Source organism: Nannocystis punicea (assembly GCF_026965555.1).
Taxonomy (GTDB): Bacteria; Myxococcota_A; Polyangia; order Nannocystales; family Nannocystaceae; genus Nannocystis; species Nannocystis punicea.
The window spans coordinates 11,838,063-11,856,639 of record NZ_CP114040.1; the positions used below are offsets into that span (position 1 = coordinate 11,838,063).

The following is an 18,577-nucleotide window of genomic DNA, read 5'->3' on the forward strand; positions in this document are numbered from 1 at the left end:
GAGTATCGCGATCATGCCCCGGCCAGTAACCCCGACCAAGGTCGGGTGTCCCGCGCGGTCGCATTCGCGGGCTCGGGCCGGACCGGCCGTCACACGATTGTCACCCGCGCGCGTCGCTAGACCCTCGAATCCGTGCGCTCATGGCTGCAGCTCCTCGATCGCGAACTGGAACGTCGCGCCGTGGGTCTCGTTGGCGCTGGCCCACAGCTTGCCGCCGTGGCGCTCGATGATCGAGCGGCTGATCGACAGCCCCATGCCGAGCCCGCTCTCCTTCGTGGTGTAGAACGCGTCGAACAGGCGCGTGCGGTCGGTGCCGACGTCGAAGCCGACGCCCGCGTCCTCGACCGCGACGTGCACGAACGAGCCGCTCTGGCGCCGCTCGACGAACGAGTGGATCACCACGCGACGCCGCTCCGGCGGGACGTCCTTGCTCGCCTCGCCGGCGTTGAGCAGCAGGTTCAACACCACCTGTTGCAGCTGCACCGGATCTCCGGCCACCGGCGGCAGGTCGCGCAGCAGCGCCTGGTGGATCGCCACGCCGTGACGCGTCAGCTGCGGCGCCACCAGCGGGACGACCTCGCGGACGACCTCGTTGAGGTTGCACGCGCGGTGCTGCGGTGTCGCCCGCGACAGCAACGAGCGGATCCGCTGCAGCACCTGCGCCGCGCGCTCGCCGTGGTCGATGATCGCCGCCAGCGATTCACGCACCTGCGCCAGCTTTGGCGGTGAGGTGGCCGACCAATTGAGCGCCGCGCCGGCGTCGGCCACGATCGCCGCCAGCGGTTGATTGACCTCGTGGGCGATCGAGGCCGCCAGCTCGCCCAGGGTCGTCACCCGCGACACGTGGGTCAGGGCCGCCTGCGCCTGCTGCAGCTCGTCGGCCGCGCGTCGGCTCGCGGTGATGTCGGTCGCCGCGCCGACGAGCTCGAAGTTGCCGGCGGCATTGATGCGTATGCGACCGAGCACGCGGACCAGCTTCACCGCGCCGTCGTCCATCACCAGGCGGTGCTCGTAGTCGAAGTCGCCGCCCTCACGCATCGTCCGCCGTGCGAGATCTGCCACGCGCTCGCGATCGTCGGGGTGGATCCGCCCGAGCACCTGGATGATCGTGGGCCGGGGCGTCCGCGGCAGGCCGACGATCTCGCTGACGCCCTCGGAGAAGTTGAACTCGCGGGTGTGCAGGTCGACGCCGAAGCTGCCCGTGCGACTGAGGCGCTCGGCCTCGACGCGATACGCCTCGCTGCGCCGCAGCGCCTCTTCCGAGCGGCTGCGCTCGACCGCGATGCTGGTGACGTGAGCGCACCACTCGAGCAGCTCGAGGTCGGCCTTCGTCGGGCTGCGCGGCTGCGCCGCATAGATGCCGAACGCGCCCAGCACCTTGCCTTCGGAGGACAGCATCGGCAGCGACCAGCACGCGCGCAGGCCGTGGGCCAGCGCGTGCTCGCGGAACAGCGCCCCGAGCGGGTCCGTCTCGATGTCGGTCACCACGACCATCTCCCGCCGCCAGGCCGCGGTGCCGCACACGAACGCGTTCGGCCCGATCGGCGTGCCGTCGATCGCCGCGGTGTAGCTGCGCGGCAGGCTCACCGCCGCCGCGTGCCGCATCGTCGCGGTCTCGGGGTCGAGCAGGAGGATCGACGCACGCAGGCCGGTAGTGGCCTCCTCGACGAGACGGACCACGCCGCTCAGGATCGCCGCCGTCGTCTCGCCGCGGGTCAGCATCTCGAGCAAGCGCTGCTCGCTCGCCGCGCGCGCCCGCGACTGCTTCTGATCCTCGATGTCGCTGTCGAGGCCCCACCACTTCACGATCTCGCCACGGTCGTCGAGCAGCGGCACCGCGTGGATCTGGAACCACCGGTAGTGACCGTCCGCGCGCCGCAGGCGGGCCTCGATGCGCCCCTCCTTGCCGGACGCGAGCAGCCGCGCCCACGCCTCGACCACCGCCGCCCGGTCCGCCGGATGGACCAGGTCCGTCGTCGCCCAGGCCCAGCCGCGCAGCTCCGCCTCGACCTTGCCCGCGTACGCTCGCCACGCCTGGCTGAGGAACTCGAGCGAGCCATCGGCGCGCGCGCTCCACACGAGGCCGGGGATCGCGTCGATGACCGCGAACAGCTCGCTGCCGCTGCTGCGGACGCCGGAGCGCGAGGTCGACTCGTCGCCGTCGCGGGCGTCGAGCAGCGACGGCTCGACGACGCCCCGCGTCGCCCACGCCGACGCGCACCGCTGCAGGTCGGCGAGCACCTGGCCCGCGGTCGTGTACCCGGGCTCGTCGCGCTCGGCGAGCCGCGCGACGACCCGCTCGAGCGCCCGCGGAGGTGCGCCCTCACCGAGTTCGCCGGCCGGCCGCGGCGGCCGCCCCAGCAGCATCTCGTGCAGCACCGAGGCGCAGCCGCGGAGGTCGCAGCGCACGTCGACGGAGCGGTCGGACACGACCGCGCCGAGCCGCGCCGCCGCGCCGAACCCCGTCAACCAGCACTCGCCGGTGTCCGCCTTCGTCCACACGTTGCCCGCGCGGACGTCGTTGTGCGCGACGCCTCCGGCGTGCAGTCGCACCAGCGCGGTGACCAGGCCGATCGCCGCGCGGAGGAACGCCGCGACCTCCCACGGCTCGCCGAGCATGTCGATGAGCTGGCGCCCCCCGGGATCCGCGAGCGTGAGCGACACGCTGTCGCCGTCGCGCGCGAGCGCCAGCGGGCGCAGGGCCGCCGACGGATCGAGCTCGTCGCGGAGCGACCATTCGCGCTCGAGCATGGCGATCCCCCACGAGTCCGCGTACGTCCGCACGAGCCGCGACGCGCTCGGGTCCGATCCATCGACGCGAATGTCACCCGCAGGCGCGTGCAAAGTGAGACTCATGGACCCCCCGGACTATACCGCGTCTCTCTCTCAGGAAGCGCCTTTCCGGAGGTTTCGAGCCCTCGCGAGGATGTCTCGAGACACCCGACCTTGGTCGGGTTTTCCCGCCGGACGATCGCGGCGATATCGGTGCGACTCCCAGCCCTGCGCGGTGTTTTCTCGTCACGATGGCGCTCGGCGATGCGTGAGTCCGCCTCAACTGGAAGGAACGTCGAGATGAAGCAAGAAAAGTTCGCAGCCAACGACGGCACCAAGCTGCATCTGCGCGCGTGGGACACCGCGAACGCGCGCGCGGTCGTGGTGATTTGCCACGGGTTCAAGGCCCACGGCGGCCAGTACGAGTGGGTCGGCGGCCAGTTCGCCGAGCAGGGTTTCGCCGTCTACGCGCTCGACCTGCGCGGCCACGGCGTGTCGGAGGGCGACCGCCTCGAGGTCGGCAAGTTCAGCGACTACACCGGCGACGTCCACACTCTGGTGAAGCTCGCCAAGGCGCGTAACCCCGGGCTCCCGGTGTTCCTGCTCGGCCACAGCGCCGGCGGCGTGATCTCCAGCTGCTACACCCTCGAGCACCAGGACGAGCTCGCGGGCTTCATCTGCGAGAGCTTCGCCCACGAGGTGCCCGCGCCGGACTTCGTCCTCGCGGTCCTCAAGGGCCTCAGCCACATCACCCCGCACGCCCACGTCCTCAAGCTCGAGGACGAGGGCTTCTCGCGCGACCCCGCCGTGGTCGAGGCGATCAAGACCGACCCGCTCATCGAGCGCATGGGCTACCCGGCGCACACCGTCGCCGAGATGGTCCGCGCCGACGAGCGGCTCAAGCGCGAGTTCCCCCTCATCACCCTGCCGGTGCTCATCCTCCACGGCACCGAGGACCGCGTGACCCTGCCGCGCGGCAGCCAGCGCTTCTTCGACACCGGCGGCTCGCAGGACAAGACGCTCAAGCTGTACGAGGGCCACTACCACGACCTGCTCGCCGACTACGGCAAGGAGACCGTGCTGGCCGACATCATCGCGTGGATCGTCGCGCGGATCCGCTGAACCGATCGATGAAGGGTCGAAACGGGCGCGACGTCCTCGTCGCGCCCGTTCTCTTTTGCGGCTCCTCCGACGAGCATCTCGCCGAGAACCCGGGCGTGATCAAGATCGCCACGGCCGCCGACCCCGCCGCCAGGTTTTGACGACCTGTCCTTCAGAACACGTGGCCGACGTCGACGTAGAAGCCCTGCGTCCTGTCGGTCGGCGAGTACGCGCCGTCGAAGCGGACCAGGAAGGTCTCGCCCCAGCGCACGCGCAGGCCGCCGCCGGCGCCGAGCTTGAAGGTGCCGCCGTCGACGCTCACGCCGCCCAGCTCGGTGCGCCCGAAGTCGGCCCAGATCCGCGCGGCGTCGAGAAAAGCGACCGCGCCGACGGTGAAGTGGTTGTTCTTGATCGTGAACTTCCAGAACATGCTGCGCACCTCGAGGTTCTGGATCAGCTTGATCTTGCCGGCGTAGCGCTGACGCGGCACGCCGCGCAGCGACCAGCCGCCGCCCGGGCCGTCGCGGGGCATCAACGCGCCGAACCGGGTCAGCTCGTAGAACGGCGCGTCGCCGGCGATCACGTCGGCGACCCCGCGCACGGCGAATGACAGGTACTCGCCGATGAAGGACTTGTACCACGCGCTGTTGAGCGAGAACGCGGCGTAGCGCAGGCCCTGCTGCACCCCGGGTGAGGCGCGGACCGTCAGCTCGGTGAAGGTCCCGCGGGTCGGCGTGTACTCGTGGTCGCGGGTGTCGAACAGCGCGCCGGCGCTCAGGACCACGAGCGCGTGCGGATCTGTCCCTTGAAGCAGGTGCGCCAGGGTCTCGCCGTCGGGCGTGTCCATCGCCTTGATCGCGATGTCCTGCTCGAGCAGGCTGCCGGGGTACGGGCGGACGATGTTGTAGGTGGTGTTGAGGCCGACCAGCGCCTCGATGCGGCGGCGCTGCAGCACGGTCGAGCGGTCCCACACCTTGATGCGGGCGTTGAACAGCAGCAGCGGATAGATGTGGTCGAAGCGGTGGTAGCGACGGGCGGCCTGATAGGCCATCAGGTCCTCGTCGGGGTCGATGCCCTCCCACGGCTCGGTGGCCACCGAGTCGTTGCCGAACCCGTAGTAGCCGGTGTTGGCGAATTTTCGGAACCCGACGCGCGCGGTGATCCGCAGGCGGTCACCGGCCAGGCCGGGGAAGTCCATGTTGAGGTAATCGTCGTGGAACGGCACCTCGATGCCGCGGCCCGGGGCCCGCTTGGCGTTGGCCGACAGCAGCAATTCGAGGCGCCAGCGGTACGGGCGAAAGCCGGGCGAGAAGCGGGCCACGCTGGCGATCACGCCGAAGCCGAGGCCGAGGTCGGTGTCGTAGCTGAGGGCCGGCAGCGCCCCCACCTCGATGCGCTCCGGCTTCGGCGGGCCCTTCGGCTTCTTCGGCTTCTTGATCCGCTCCTTGCGCGCCTCTGCGACCGGCGCGTGCGTCACGATCGCGCAGACGACGAACGCGGCCAGCAGCGCGGGCAGCCGGCGCCGGCACAATGCATACATGTTTTTAAAGACAGGTGACGCGCGAGCTCGCTGTGGTAAGGTCGGCGCGTGTCGAGCTCGCCCTTGAAGCGCTCCCTGCTCCTGGCCTACGCCGCGGGCTCGATCGGTTCGGGCCTGTTCAGCACCGTGCCCGGCCTGCTGCTGCTGTTCTACCTCACCGACACCCTCGGCGTGGCCGCCAGCCTCGCGGGCCTGGCGATCTTGGTGCCGCGGATCTGGGACATCGTCACCGACCCGCTCGTCGGCGCCTGGTCGGACCGCACGCGCTCGCGCTGGGGTCGTCGGCGGCCGTTCCTGCTGGCCGGCGCGCTGCTCCTGCCGCCCGGCTTCGTCGCCCTGTTCTCGGCCCCGGTCGGCGACCCGACGGTCAGCTTCGCGTGGGTGCTCGGCGCCTTCGTCTGGGCCACCGGCGCGTTCACTCTGTTTCAGATCCCCTACGCCTCGATGCCGGCCGAGATGACGGCCGATTACCACGAGCGCACGCGGGTCGTCGCCCATCGCATGGCCTTCCTGCCGATCGGCATCCTCGCCGGCGGCGCGCTGGCGCCGATGATCATCAAGGCGAACAGCGGCGGCCCGGCCGGCTATCGGGTCATGGCAGTCACTCTGGCGATCATCGCCGCGGTCGCCATGCTGGTCGCGTTCTTCGGCACCCGCGACGCGCCGCAGCACCCCGCGCCCGTCGAGGCGACGGCGCTGCGCGAGCAGATCCGCGTGGCCCTGTCGCATCGGCCCTATCGCCGGCTGCTCGTCAGCTTCGCGGTGCAGAACGTCGGCATCGGCGCCATCCTGGCCGCGGTGCCCTACTTCTGCCACTACACCCTGCGCGGCGGCGAAGAGGCGGTCACCATCCTGTTCGTGTCGCTGGTCGGGCCGGCGATCGTCGCCATGCCGGTGTGGATGGCGGTGTCGCGGCGGTTCGGCAAGCGCGTCGGCTACCTGCTCTCGGTGGTGATGTTCGCCGCGTTCGCGCTGTCGCTGCTGCTGGCGGCGCCCGGCCGGCTCGCGCTGGTGGCGGCCCAGGTCGGCCTGCTCGGGGTCGGCTTCGCCGGCCTGCAGGTGTTCCCGTTCGCCATGCTGCCCGACCTCGTCGACGAGGACGCGGCCGTCAGCGGCCAGCGCCGCGAGGGCATCTTCACCGGCCTGTGGTTCGTCGGCGAGAAGGGCGGCCTGACCCTTGGGGCATGGTTCGTGAGCCAGGTGCTCGCCGCGACGGGGTTCGTCGAGCGGCGCGCCGGCGAGCTCGTGACCCAGCCCGAGGCGGCGCTCGTCGGCGTGATCGTGGCCACCGCGGTGGTCCCGGCGGCGTGCGCCCTCCTCAGTCTCCCCTTGCTGTTTCACCACGTCGAATCTGCCAGGAACCGAGCGACCTGACCATGAAGCTGCCCGAGACCGGATGGACCCGCGACCAGATCTTCACCGCCCTCGCCGAATTGCGTGCGGGTGATTTGCCCACCGAAGGCGGTGCCGCCTTCGCCTACGTCTATGATTCGGGCGAGCGCGCGGCGAGCGAGCTCGCGGCCGAGGCGTACCGCATGTTCCTCGCCAGCAACGGCCTCGACCCGACGGCCTTCCCCAGCCTGCTGCGGCTGGAGAACGAGGTCGTCGGCTTCGCCGCCCGGCACCTCGGCGGCGGCCCCGAGGCGGCCGGCTCGTTCACCAGCGGCGGCACCGAGAGCCTGATGCTCGCGGTCAAGACCGCGCGCGAGTGGGCCCGCGAGCACCGGCCGGAGATCGCCGCGCCGGAGATGATCGTGCCGGTGACCGCCCACGCGGCGCTGCACAAGGCGTCGCATTACCTCGGCGTCAAGCTGGTGCCGACGCCGATCGACCCGGTCAGCTTCCGCGCCGACGCGTCCGCGATCGCGGCCGCGATCACGCCGAACACGATCCTCCTCACCGCCTCGGCCGCCAGCTACGCCCACGGCGTGGTCGACCCGATCGCCGAGATCGGCCAGCTGGCGCTCAAGCACCAATTGCTGTTCCACGTCGACGGCTGCATCGGCGGCTTCCTCCTGCCGTACTTCCGCCGCCTCGGCGCCGAGGTCCCGGCGTTCGACCTGGCTGTCCCCGGGGTCACGTCGGTGTCGATGGACTTTCATAAATACGCCTACGCCCCCAAGGGCGCGTCGGTGATCGTGTACCGCGACAAGGCGCTGCGCCGGCACCAGATGTACGCCTGCGCCGGCTGGACCGGCTACACCATGATCAATCCGACCGTGCAGAGCACCAAGTCGGGCGGGCCGCTGGCGGCCGCGTGGGCGCAGCTGCGGGCCGTCGGCGACCAGGGCTATCTCGACCTGGCCCGAAGGACACTCGAGGCGACGCGCGCGATCGTCGGCGCGCTGCGCGAGATCGACGGCCTGCGCGTGCTCGGCGAGCCGGAGATGAGCCTGGTCGCCTTCACCGGCGCCGCGCCCGGCTTCCCGCTGTTCGCCCTGTCCGACGCGATGAAGGCCCGCGGCTGGCTGATCCAGCCGCAGTTCTCCGGCTTCGACTCGCCGGCCAACCTGCACCTCACGATCAGCGCCGCCCACCTCGCGGTCAAGGACCGCTTCCTCGCCGACCTGCGCGCCGCAGTCGCCGAGGTCCGCGACGCCCCGCCCGACCCGGGCCTTGGCATGCTGCTGCAGGCCGCCGCCTCGCTGGACTTTTCGAACATGTCCGAAGGGGCATTCATGCAAGCGCTCGCGCTCGCCGGGGTTCAGGGCGGCCGCCTGCCCGATCGCATGGCGACCATCAACGGCCTGCTCGACGCCCTGCCCCAGGCGGCCCGCGAGGCCGCGATCGTGGCGTTCGTCAACGACCTCTACACGCATGCCTAGGTCGCGCCCGCGGGGGCGGCGTGCTCGGCGTGATCGAAGTAGACGCCCCGCAGCCAGCGCGGGCCGGTGAAGCCGGTCCGCGCGTGCAGCGTGCGGTGATTGTCGTAGACCAGCCAGTCGCCCGGCTGCAGCCCGACCAGCACGTGGTGCCGCGGGTCGCGGACCAGGCGGATGAAGCGGTCGTGCGCGCGGTAGAACTCGCTCATCTGCGAGAACGGCAGGCGGTGCGGCGCGAGCGTGAAGTAGGAGCAGCGGATGAGGAAGTCGTGGTCGCCGCGGCGCGCGACGATCGGCGACTCGACCACGCGGGCGAAGTTTTGCTGCTTGCGATCGAAGCGGACCGGGGTGGTCGCCAGCAGGTCGGCGGCGCGGGCGTCGTGGGCCTCGAGGTGGCGGAACGCCGCGCGCGCGTCGGCCAGCAGGTTGTCCCCGCCCTGGTCGGCCGCGCGGATGCACTGCAGCACCTGGTAACGCGGCGGGCGGTCGAGGAACGGCTGGTCGGTGTGGAGGTGGATCGGCGCGTCGGTGTAGCCGAGCTGGTCGGTGTTCTGGTTGGTGGTGTTGTCGGTGCGCAGGTCCTCGATGCGCCCGAAGTGGGTCGCCACCGCCCGCAGGCCCGCGGCCTCGAACGCGGTCACGATCGCCTCGGTCGCCGCCTCCGGCGGTCGGCTGTCCGAAGGGTCATGTCGCACCACGGCCGCCCCGCGCTCGCGCACGCGAGCCAGCGCCGCGGCGATCTGGCGCCCCAGCGGGAGGTCGACCGCGGACACCTCGAGCGCCGCCAGGTCGGACGACGGCGCCGGCACGTCGACGCGGCCCCGCGCGTACGCGTGCGCGTCGAGCCACGCCAGCGGGTACAGGCTCTCGTGCCCGTCGGGCTCCCACACCACGAACAGCGCGTCACCAGCCAGCGCCGCCACCCGCGGCCGCACGTCGTCCGCCAGCTCCGACGAGCAGCGCGTCCGCTCGCGCGTGTGCGGGTGACGCTCGCGGTCGCAGTTGTGGCGCAACCATCGGTAGTGAAAGTCCGCGGTGTGCTCGCCGCCCAGCGACACGCGCAGCCAATCGCCGTGGAGCTCGACCGCGTCCCGGAGTGCGTCTGTCATGCTGAAACGAGTTTCAGCAAAATGGATAAAGCCGTCAAGCCCCCGAATTCGCGGCCCTGCGCGGCCTCAGCCTCATGACAGCGCGACGGACAGGGTGCCCCCGGGGGACTCAATCGTCGTAGTCCTCGGCCTCGACGAGGATCACCGACCCGGTGTCGCCGTCGACCTCGACCTCTTTGCGGGGCTGGGCGCGATCGGTCGGCTGGATCTCGATGCTGTAGATCCACCGGCCGTGCTCGCGCTCGAGCTCCGAGTCGATCACCGTCCCGGGCACCTGCTTCAGCGCGGTCGCCTGCGCCGCCTCGAGGCTGATCTTCGGCTTCGCCGCCGCCTCGCGCGGCGGGGTCGCGGCGGCCGTGGGCGCCGAACCACCGGCAGGAGTGGCAGAGGTCGCCGCGTGGCCACAGCTCGGCGCGAGCGACAGGAGGAGGGACATCAACAGAGCGTGCATGACCGCAGCATGCCGCCCGCGGCTCCGGAGCGCCTGTTAAGCCTTCATGAAGGACCGCGGCTCAGCCCCACGGCGGGGCGACGGGCAGCGTCCCGCGACGGACCAGCGAGAACGCCTTGCCCGCGCGCGAGCGGCGGATCAAGTAGACGCCGCGATCGGGGCCGAGGCGTGCGGTCTCCGGTGCGTCGCACTCGTCGAACTCGACCGCCTGCGGGTCGCCGGGGCCGCCGAGCCCGACCGTACGCGGGATGGAGCAGCCGTCGACGAGCAGCGTCCCCTCGCACACCGACCACAGGCCGAGCGGATTGCCGTTGGGCGCCGCGTCGACGAGGTCCGCGCGCGGCCCGACCCATGGTTCGGCCGAGCCGGTGGCGACGATCGCGTCGACCTGCGCCGCGGTCTCCAGCTCGCAGCTGGTCATCCTCACTTCCTCGAACCAGGGCAGCGTCGCGTCGAACACCACGTGCTTGCCGGAGGTCGACAGGCTTTGGCCCTCGCACATCGTCTCGACCCGGTTCCCGCCGTCGGGATCGACGAGGGTGACGGGCGCGGTGCCGAACACGAGCCGATCGCCGACCGCGTCGATGAACCCGGCCCGCAGGTCGGCGAAGGTCGCCAGCACCTCGCCGGACCACGCGAGCGTGCTCGCGTCCTCGGACCGCGCGAAGGTGACGCCCATCGACGTCACCGCCATCGAGCTCGAGACGTGCACCTGGGGGATCGTCAGCGGCTCGCCGAGCACGCCCTCGGCGCCGACCCGCACGAGCCGCCACGTATCGTCGGCCGACAGTCCGAGCACGCCGACCTCGACGGCGTCGACCGCCGCGCCGTTGACGTGGAAGCCGAACAACTGGACGAACCCGAGCGTCCCGAGGTCGACGGTAGCGACCGTCTTGTCCGGCTCGATCCGCAATAACAGCGGCGCGTCTTCCAGCGTCCACCCGAGCACCCACGCCCGCTGCTGCTGCGTGAGGTCGAAGTCGATGACGTCGACGATCGGCGCGAGCGGCACGCTCCACTCGATCGCCGGATCTTTCGCAACGGTGCAGCTCGCGGTGCACTCGTTGCAGCCGTAGAGGCCCTCATCGCAGGCCTCGCCCGGATCGACCACTCGGTCTCCGCAGCGGCCCTCGGGCGGCAAGTCCGGGGCACCGCCGGACGTCGGCGCGTCCTCGCTGGTCGCGCCGCTGCTCGCGCCGGTGTTCGAGCCGCTGCTCGAACCGCCGCCGTCGGTGTCATGCCCCGGCGTCGGCCCGCAGCTCGCCATCATCACCGTCATCGCGCATTCGAGCCAGCAGCGGCGCATCCGCACTCGAGCCTATCAGCTCCTTGGCCCGCGTCACAGACGGACCGCGCGCCGCGCCGGCCCGCGCTTGACCGCGCCGCCCGGGCCCGCGACAGTGCCCGCGTGGACCTCGACGAGCTCGTGCGACCGATCCTCGAACTGCTGCGCGGGGCCGACGCGCGCGACGTCCGGATCTCCGACCTCGCCGGCCCCGACGCCCACGCGGAAGCCTTCACCGCCCTCGGTGCGTCCCTGTCTCTCGGGCCAGGTGACGCGCCGCTCGACCTCGCCGCGCTCACGCGGGCCATCGAGGCGGTCATCGCCCGCTCGGTGCGGACCCTGCACCCGCGGTTCTTCAACCAGAACTTCGCCGGCGCCGACCCGATCGCCGTCGTCGGCGACTTCCTCGGCGCCGCCCTCAACACCACCATGGCCACCTACGAGGCCGCGCCGGTGTTCACCTTGATGGAGCGGGCAGTGCTCGCGCGGCTGGCCGCGCTGGCCGGCTGGGGCGCGCACGACGGCGTGTTCGTGCCCGGCGGTTCGTTCTCCAACCTCTACGCCCTCCAGCTCGCGCGCCTGCGCCTCGACCCCGACGCGCGCGAGCGCGGGCACGACGGCGCGCCGCTGGTCGCCTTCGCCTCGACCCACGCCCACTACTCTCTGGAAAAATCAGTGGTGCTGCTGGGCCTCGGCCGGCGCGCCCTGGTCGAGGTCGACTGCGACGAGCGCGGGCAGCTGCGGCCCGACGCTCTGGCCGCCGCGATCGACCTCGCCCTCGCCCGCGGCCAGCGGCCGTTCTTCGTCGGCGCCACCGCCGGCACCACGGTGCTCGGCGGCTTCGACCCGCTGCCCGCGCTGGCCGACCTGGCCAAGCGCCACGGCCTGTGGCTGCACGTCGACGGCAGCTTTGGCGCCTCGGCCCTGTTCTCGCCGGCGCAGTCGCACCTCATGGCCGGCGTCGAGCGGGCCGACTCGCTCGCGTGGAACCTCCACAAGATGCTCGGGGTCACCCAGCAGTGCGCGGCCTTCCTGGTCCAAAAGCCAGGTTCCCTGCGAGCCGCCTTCGCCACTGGCGCCAGCTACCTGTTCCAGCCCGACAAGCCCTACGCCGAGCTCGACAGCGGCGACGCCACCTTCCAGTGCGCGCGGCGGGTCGACGCCCTCAAGGCCTGGCTGACCTGGAAGGCCCGCGGCGAGGCCGGCTTCGCCGCCCGCATCGACCACGCGGTCGCCCTCGCCGACCACTGCGCCGCGCGGATCGCCGGCGACCCGCGCTTCTGCCTGGCCGCCCCGCCCTCGTGGGTCAACGTGTGCTTCTGGTGGATCCCTCCGACTCTGCGCCCCTTCGCCGGCCGCACCCCGGAGACCGACGCCGCCCTCCACGCCCTCGCCCCGCGGATCAAGGCCGCCCTGCTGCGCCGCGGCGAGGCCATGCTCGCCTTCCAGCCGATCGACGGCGGCCCCAACTGCTTCCGCCTGCTCTTCATCAACCCCGCGACGCAGATCGAAGACGTCGACGCGACCCTCGAGCTCCTCGACGCCTGCGGCCGCGAGGCACTGGCCTGAACACCGCATGAAGAATCCCGTGCGCCCCGTCCTCGTCGCCCTCCTGGCCTCCGCTTGCCACGAGCCACGACCGGCCGACACCGCGCCATCGCCCGTCGCAACTCCCGCGTCCTCCTCGACCGCTCCCCTTGCGCCTCCGTCCGCGGCCGCGGCAGGTCCCGCCTCCTCCTCACCTGCCACCTTCGTCGCACCGACTTCGCCGCCCGAGCCCCTCACACCGACCCCGGAGGTGCCGTCGCCGGCGAGCGCACCCGAGCTCGACGTGGCCACGCTCGCCGCCCTCGCCCGATCGGCCGGAGGCGACATCCAGTCGCTGCTGCACCCCGAGCTCGGCGTCTGGCTGATCCACAACATGGCCGGCGCCGTGCCCGAACTGGTCCTGCGCGAGCGCTGGCCGCGGCGCGAACGCGGCTGGCGGCTCGAGCCTCGGTTCTCCTCGGCATCGATCCTCGAGTCACTGGCCGCAGCATCGACCTGGCCGCGCAAGCCCCGGCGCCCCGACCCGGAGGAATGCGATCCTGGATCGTCGCGGCTGATCGTCGGTGCCAGCGGCAGGCTCGACGACGTGCTCGACATCCACCTGGGCACCCGCGAGCTCCCGGACGACGAACCGATGCCGCCGCCGTGGCTGCTGCAGACGCCCGCGCAGCTCGCGGCGTCCGGCACCCGGCCGCCATTCACCCCGGCGAGGTGGGCCCGGCTGCAGCAGCTCCGCGCCGCCGCCACCCACCACGTCGTCCTCGAAGACGGGCTCATCGTCGAATTCGGGCGCGTCGACGGCCGCTGGTACCTGCTCGGCATCGACGCATCCGACGACGCCTGCGGGTGACATGCTCTTTCAGGCATGCCTTTCTAAACATGTTTTTTCAGGCATGCCCGAAAGAACATGCCCGTCAGGTCACCTCAGGCGTCACCGCCGCAGCCGCTCGAACCGCTTCTCGGTGTCCGGGTCGTCGCGCAGCGCCAGCGACGTGCGGTAGTAGATCCGCGCCGCGCTCGCGTCGCCGCGGGCCTCGGCGACGCGCCCCAGCGAGTGGAAGATGGCCGCGCGGATCTCCGGGTCCTGCGCCGCCTCCAGCCCCTTCATGCACGCCGCCTCGGCCGCGTCGAAGCGCCGGGCCTTGAAGTGCGCGAAGCAGCGGTTGCCCCAGTCGCGGCCGCCGCGGCGCTCCGTTTTCCCGACGTCGGCGGCCGCCAGCGCGAGCGGAGCCGGGGCCGGCCCCGCGGCCAGCTGTAGCGGCGGCCAGGCGTCGCCCTCTTCGTCCACGGCGGCGCGGGCCGTCGCGCTCGCCCGCAGCAGCGGCTCGATGTCGGCGTGGTAGCGGACGCCGATGATCTCGTCCGCGGTCGCGTCGACCTCGACCTTCGCCCGCAGCCGACCGCCCGCTGCCAGCACCTCCCAGTCGTCCTCGACCAGGGCCGCGCGCTCGTCCGAGGCCACCCAGAACTCCGACCTCGCCTTCGCCAGTTCCGGGAACGCGCTGGTGCGGCCGCAGGGATCGGCGGGCGACCGGCACAGGTCGGGTCGGACCGTCATCCACGAGTGACAGACGCACGACCCCAGCGTGTGCACGCCCACGTGGGAGCGCACCAGTCGCCCGCGCCGCACCGACCAGATCTCGTCGTCGAAGCTGCCGCACCCTCGCATCAGCGACTCCTCGTCCGCTTCCGCCTCCTCCGCGTCTTCAGCGACGGGCTGGTCGATCAGCTCGTCGGGCGGCGGCCACAGCATCTCGACGCCGTCCGGCATCCCCGACTGGCACATCGACCCGTCCTCCTCGAACGCCCTCTCCTTCGGCAAACCGCCGACCACCGGCTGCGCGACCTCGAGTTTCAGGTCGGTGATGTGCGCGCCGGAGCAGTCCATCTCTTCGACGACCGTGAATTCCTGCACCGCGCCGCCCAGCAGCGCCGCCGTCACTTCCCCGAGCTCGCGGCCCTGCATGCGACAGTTCGGGTCGTCCGGATCGCCGATGAAGTCCTCGTCCCACGGCTCCTCGTCGTCCGGCTCCGCATAAGAGCTCTCCTTCAACACCTCGAGATCGGCGACCGGCAGCTCGAGGCAATCACAGCTCGCGCCGTTGATCGTCTGCTCGCGGACGCGACCCTCGGCGTCGAGGGTCGAGACGACCTGTTCCGCCGGCCAGACACAGGCGGGGTCGCGCTCGCGCCCCGACGGCGGGCAACGGGCCTGCCACAGCCGCTCGGCCTCCGCCTCGGTCAGCGAGTCGTCGCGCGCGCGGCCCCACACGACCACGCGCTGCGGCCCCTCGTCCAGCAACCACAACCCGTCGAGCCGCGCCGCGCGATCGACCTGCAGCGCCGCTCCCAGCGAGAACGAGACGATCGTGCTGGCGACCTCGCCGTCGTCGCTGGTGTAGACCACGAACCCCGCGCGCCGGCTCGGGCTCGCCGGTGTCGGCGCGGACACGACCGACTTCGGCGCCGCAGCAGCCTGACCGCGACAGCCCGGAGCGGCGAACGAGAGCGCAAGCAGGAGCAGCGCGCGGCGCATGGGGCCCCGCTCTTAGCACGAAACACCGCGCGTCGAGGCCGTCAACGGAGCCGCCGGTAACGTCGCTCGGTCTCCTCGTCGTACCGCAGCACCAGCGACGTCCGGTAGTAGACCACCGCCGCACCGCTGTTCCCGCGCGCCTCGGCCACCCTGCCGAGCGAGTAATACATCGCCCCGCGGACCGACTCGTCCCGCGCCAGCTCCAGCCCGCGGGCGCACGCGGCCGCGGCCGCGTCGTACCGCTTCGCCTTGAAGTGAGCGAAGCAGCGGTTGCCCCAATCACGACCGCCCCGGCGCTCCTCGAGCCCGACGTCTTCGGGCGCCAGCGCCGGCACCGGCGGCAACGCCACGGTAGAGCGCAAGGCCACCGGCACCCACGGCAGCACCCGCTGCGCGGGCTTCAGCGCCCTCGCCCCGGCGCGCAGCAGCGGCGCCGCATCCTCGTGATGCCGGACCCCGATCACCGTCTCCCGCTCGCCCGGCGAGAACCCGCGGATGCGCACGCGCGTGCGACCCCCGGCCGTCAAGATCGCCGGCGACTCGCCGAGCACCAGCGCCGCCGTCTCGTCACCGGCGATCCAAAAATCCTCGGTGCGCGGCGCCAGCGACGGAAACGCCTCCACCCGCCCGCACGGATCGGCGCGAGAGGAGCACGACTTCGGCGCCAGCGAGACCCACGAGTGACAGGCGCAGCTCGCGTTCACGTCGGTGCCCACCGCCGACTTCACCAGCCGCCCGCGGTGGAGCTGCCAGATCGCCCCGTCCATCGGCGTGCACGTGTCGTCGCCTTCCTCTGCCGCCCCTTCGCCGTCGACGACGAGCTCGGCCGGCAACCGCCAGGGGATCTCGCCGCTCCCCGCGTTCACGCACATCTGTTCGTCCGCCGCCAGCTTCTGCTTCGGCAGCGCCGCTCGGGCCGTCAGCGAGACTACGTCGAGGCCGCCGTCGACCAGGTGCACGCCCGAGCACCCGCCGTTGTCGTAGACGACCAGCTCTTGCAGCACGCCGCCGAGCGGGCCGATGAACTGTCGCTACACCGGGCCGCCGTACTCGGCGCACGCCTCCAGCTCCGGGTCCTCGACCTCCTCTGCCGCCTCTTCCTCTTCGTCGAGGCCGACGTCGACGGACGCGTAGTCGCCGGCCCTGAGCACCGCGAGGTCGGCCACCGGCAGGTCGAAGCACGCGCACGTCCGATCGTCGAGCCGCTGCGGAGCCCCGAGGCCCGGGTCGGTCAAGCGCGTATAAACCTGCTCCAAAGGCCAGGTACAAGCCGCGACCCCGGCGGCCCCGGGCGCGCAGCGGGCCTGCCACAGCTGCTGCGCCGCCGCCTCCGACAGCCGCGGCTCTCCGGGCTCGCCCGCGCTCCAGACGATGACCTCCGCTTCGGCGTCGTCGTCCTGCAACCACACTCCGTCGAGCCGGATCGCGGCGTCCACCTCGAGCCTGTCTGCCGATCGCGTGAACGGCACCAGCCAGCTCGTCAGCCCGGAGTCGCCGGCAGTATAGATCAGGAACGCCGATCGCACGGGAGCGTCGGCGACTCCTGGCGCCACGGGCGCCGCTGCCTGACCGTGACAACCCGAGGCGAGCATCAGCACCGAGCCGAGGAGGACCGCCCGCGACAGCACGCACGCTCGTACCACAGAATCCGACCCGCCGCGCAGGCCACCTGTCCCGAGAAACATGTCCCTCACGAGATCGCGCTCCTGCAGCCGACCGCGTTCACCCAGGTCGGGGCTCAGGAACATTGATAGGCGACGCTGACCTTCGCGACTCGCAGGTGGATCCCCGCGGCGCGCCGCGTGTGGCCGACCGGAGCACAGCATGACGATCGTGCAAGTCGACGCACGAGGCCGCGGAGAGCTGGTAGAACTGTGTGCGAGCGGACGAGCGTGGCGGCCGCCGCAGGTGTGGGCCAAGGAACAATCTGACGCTGCGGATCGGCGCTATCGCGACGCCATGGAAGAACGCCAACTTTACGAGCACTCTCTTCCGCGCGCTCCATGGTGGGCGCGGCTGTTCCGTCCGGTGGACATCGCCTCGCTGGTCTGTTTCCGCGTCGCGTTCGGCGTCCTGATGATCGCGGAGGTCATCCGCTACATCCCGCGGATCGCCCGCTACTACATCGATCCGCCGCTGCACTTCTCGTACTACGGCTTCGAGTGGATCCGTCCGTGGCCGGGCGACGGCATGTACGTGCACTTCGGCGTGCTCGGCCTGGCCGCCCTGTGCATCACCATCGGCCTGTGTTACCGGCTCGCCGCCGCGGTGTTCTTCCTCGGCTTCAGCTATATGTTCCTGCTCGAGCAGGCGCGCTACCTGAACCACATCTACCTGCTGTGCCTGATCGCCTTCATCATGATCTTCGTGCCGGCGCACCGGGCCTTCTCGGTCGACGCCTGGCTGCGGCCGCGGCGGCGCAGCGAGACAGTGCCGGCGTGGGCCCTGCGGCTCGTGCAGCTGCAGATCGGCATCCCCTACGTCTACGGCGGCCTGGCCAAGATCAACCACGACTGGCTGCGCGGCGAGCCGATGCGCATGTGGCTGGCCGAGCGCGCCGACCGGCCGCTCATCGGCCCGCTGATGACTCAGGAGTGGGTGGTCTACTTCTTCAGCTACGGCGGCCTGCTGTTCGACCTCCTGATCGTGCCGGCGATGCTGTGGCGGCGCACTCGCTGGGGGGCGTTCGGGGCGGCGCTCGCGTTTCACTTCATCAACGGCAACATCTTCACCATCGGCATCTTCCCGTGGGTGATGGCCGCGGCGACGCTGATGTACTTCCCGCCCGACTGGCCGCGGCGCTTCCGCGACTTCCTCGGCCGCCTGCTCGGCCTCCAGCCCGAAGGGCCGAAGCCGACCGCCCCGCCGCTGCCGCTGCCGACCCGAGCGACGCGCCGGCACAAGTGCCTGCTGACCTTCCTCGGCGTCTACACCGCGTGGCAGCTGCTGTTCCCCCTGCGTCACTGGCTCTACCCCGGGGATGTCGCGTGGACGGAGGAGGGCCACAAGTTCTCGTGGCGCATGAAGCTGCGCGACAAGGGCGGCAGCGTCAGCTTCCACGCCACCGACCCGTCGACCGGCGAGACCTGGAAGATCGCTCTGCGCGGCAAGGTCAAGAAGTGGCAGCTGTCCGAAATGACAGGTCGACCCGAGATGATCTTGCAGCTCGCACATCACCTCGGTGAGCAACTGCGCGCCGAGGGCATCCCTGATGTCGAGATCCGTGCGCTCGTCCCTGTCTCGCTCAACGGCCGCGAACCGCAGTTCCTGATCGACCCCGAAGTCGACCTCATGAAGGCCGAACGAAGCCTGCTTCCGGCAACGTGGATCCGCCCCGAGGCGCCGCTCGAACCTGCGGTCCAGGCGCGCCTGTCAGAGATGTAATCTGCGGTTAATCGACCCGGAAACGCCGT

15 protein-coding genes are annotated in these 18,577 nt (G+C 71.4%); 7 read left to right on the forward strand and 8 right to left on the reverse strand.

Annotated elements, in window-relative coordinates:
- Positions 1–138: 138 nt before the first annotated feature.
- A complete protein-coding gene (locus O0S08_RS45485; RefSeq protein WP_269035775.1) occupies positions 139–2,784 on the reverse strand; it encodes a PAS domain-containing protein in 2,646 nt (881 codons plus the stop codon).
- A 288-nt stretch (positions 2,785–3,072) separates the two neighbouring features.
- Between O0S08_RS45485 and O0S08_RS45490 the strand changes: the two genes are divergently transcribed.
- Positions 3,073–3,894, forward strand: coding sequence for an alpha/beta hydrolase (locus tag O0S08_RS45490; RefSeq protein WP_269035776.1), 822 nt, complete (start codon positions 3,073–3,075; stop codon positions 3,892–3,894).
- Positions 3,870–4,034: a hypothetical protein gene (locus tag O0S08_RS45495; RefSeq protein WP_269035777.1), complete on the forward strand. Its 165-nt coding sequence runs from the start codon at positions 3,870–3,872 to the stop codon at positions 4,032–4,034. The genes O0S08_RS45490 and O0S08_RS45495 overlap by 25 nt, the downstream gene beginning before the upstream one ends.
- Before the next feature lie 11 nt (positions 4,035–4,045).
- On the opposite strand, the gene omp85 is transcribed toward O0S08_RS45495, so the two are convergent.
- Positions 4,046–5,413 carry an Omp85 family outer membrane protein gene (gene omp85 / locus O0S08_RS45500; protein ID WP_269035778.1) on the reverse strand — a complete coding sequence of 456 codons (1,368 nt, stop codon included), beginning with the start codon at positions 5,411–5,413 and terminating at the stop codon, positions 4,046–4,048.
- 48 nt (positions 5,414–5,461) lie between these two features.
- Between omp85 and O0S08_RS45505 the strand changes: the two genes are divergently transcribed.
- The gene (locus O0S08_RS45505; RefSeq protein ID WP_269035779.1) at positions 5,462–6,787 is read left to right on the forward strand and encodes an MFS transporter; all 1,326 of its coding nucleotides are present in this window, start codon (positions 5,462–5,464) and stop codon (positions 6,785–6,787) included.
- 2 nt (positions 6,788–6,789) lie between these two features.
- The gene (locus O0S08_RS45510; protein WP_269035780.1) at positions 6,790–8,238 is read left to right on the forward strand and encodes a pyridoxal phosphate-dependent decarboxylase family protein; all 1,449 of its coding nucleotides are present in this window, start codon (positions 6,790–6,792) and stop codon (positions 8,236–8,238) included.
- On the opposite strand, the gene O0S08_RS45515 is transcribed toward O0S08_RS45510, so the two are convergent.
- From O0S08_RS45515 to O0S08_RS45525, 3 genes are all read right to left on the reverse strand, one after another.
- Positions 8,235–9,344: a TauD/TfdA family dioxygenase gene (locus O0S08_RS45515; RefSeq protein ID WP_269035781.1), complete on the reverse strand. Its 1,110-nt coding sequence runs from the start codon at positions 9,342–9,344 to the stop codon at positions 8,235–8,237. The genes O0S08_RS45510 and O0S08_RS45515 overlap by 4 nt on opposite strands.
- Before the next feature lie 109 nt (positions 9,345–9,453).
- Positions 9,454–9,795 (reverse strand): PepSY domain-containing protein, encoded by a 342-nt coding sequence (locus O0S08_RS45520; RefSeq protein WP_269035782.1) that lies wholly within the window; start codon positions 9,793–9,795, stop codon positions 9,454–9,456.
- Between the two features lie 61 nt (positions 9,796–9,856).
- Positions 9,857–11,101: a hypothetical protein gene (locus O0S08_RS45525; RefSeq protein WP_269035783.1), complete on the reverse strand. Its 1,245-nt coding sequence runs from the start codon at positions 11,099–11,101 to the stop codon at positions 9,857–9,859.
- Between the two features lie 102 nt (positions 11,102–11,203).
- Between O0S08_RS45525 and O0S08_RS45530 the strand changes: the two genes are divergently transcribed.
- Entirely contained in the window at positions 11,204–12,649 is a 1,446-nt protein-coding gene (locus tag O0S08_RS45530; protein ID WP_269035784.1) for a pyridoxal phosphate-dependent decarboxylase family protein, read from the forward strand.
- Positions 12,650–12,911: 262 nt separating this feature from the next.
- Positions 12,912–13,478, forward strand: coding sequence for a hypothetical protein (locus tag O0S08_RS45535; protein ID WP_269035785.1), 567 nt, complete (start codon positions 12,912–12,914; stop codon positions 13,476–13,478).
- An 81-nt stretch (positions 13,479–13,559) separates the two neighbouring features.
- Here the strand turns inward: O0S08_RS45535 and O0S08_RS45540 are convergent, their stop codons facing one another.
- The 3 genes from O0S08_RS45540 to O0S08_RS45550 are packed head-to-tail and all read right to left on the reverse strand — an operon-like array spanning position 13,560 to position 16,858.
- Positions 13,560–15,164, reverse strand: coding sequence for a tetratricopeptide repeat protein (locus O0S08_RS45540; RefSeq protein WP_269035786.1), 1,605 nt, complete (start codon positions 15,162–15,164; stop codon positions 13,560–13,562).
- Between the two features lie 41 nt (positions 15,165–15,205).
- Positions 15,206–16,168: a hypothetical protein gene (locus O0S08_RS45545; RefSeq protein ID WP_269035787.1), complete on the reverse strand. Its 963-nt coding sequence runs from the start codon at positions 16,166–16,168 to the stop codon at positions 15,206–15,208.
- Positions 16,169–16,195: 27 nt separating this feature from the next.
- Positions 16,196–16,858, reverse strand: a complete 663-nt coding sequence (locus O0S08_RS45550) for a hypothetical protein (protein WP_269035788.1) — start codon at positions 16,856–16,858, stop codon at positions 16,196–16,198.
- Positions 16,859–17,123: 265 nt separating this feature from the next.
- Between O0S08_RS45550 and O0S08_RS45555 the strand changes: the two genes are divergently transcribed.
- On the forward strand, positions 17,124–18,548 hold the full coding sequence (locus O0S08_RS45555; protein ID WP_269035789.1) for an HTTM domain-containing protein: 1,425 nt from the start codon (positions 17,124–17,126) through the stop codon (positions 18,546–18,548).
- The last annotated feature ends 29 nt before the right edge of the window (positions 18,549–18,577 follow it).

Excerpts from the sequence above, each read along its gene's own strand:
- O0S08_RS45490 (WP_269035776.1), top strand. The coding sequence starts at position 3,073 with ATGAAGCAAGAAAAGTTCGCAGCCAACGACGGCACCAAGCTGCATCTG.
- omp85 (WP_269035778.1), bottom strand. The coding sequence starts at position 5,413 with ATGTATGCATTGTGCCGGCGCCGGCTGCCCGCGCTGCTGGCCGCGTTC.
- O0S08_RS45510 (WP_269035780.1), top strand. The coding sequence starts at position 6,790 with ATGAAGCTGCCCGAGACCGGATGGACCCGCGACCAGATCTTCACCGCC.
- O0S08_RS45515 (WP_269035781.1), bottom strand. The coding sequence starts at position 9,344 with ATGACAGACGCACTCCGGGACGCGGTCGAGCTCCACGGCGATTGGCTG.
- O0S08_RS45520 (WP_269035782.1), bottom strand. The coding sequence starts at position 9,795 with ATGCACGCTCTGTTGATGTCCCTCCTCCTGTCGCTCGCGCCGAGCTGT.
- O0S08_RS45525 (WP_269035783.1), bottom strand. The coding sequence starts at position 11,101 with ATGCGCCGCTGCTGGCTCGAATGCGCGATGACGGTGATGATGGCGAGC.
- O0S08_RS45540 (WP_269035786.1), bottom strand. The coding sequence starts at position 15,164 with ATGCGCCGCGCGCTGCTCCTGCTTGCGCTCTCGTTCGCCGCTCCGGGC.
- O0S08_RS45555 (WP_269035789.1), top strand. The coding sequence starts at position 17,124 with ATGGAAGAACGCCAACTTTACGAGCACTCTCTTCCGCGCGCTCCATGG.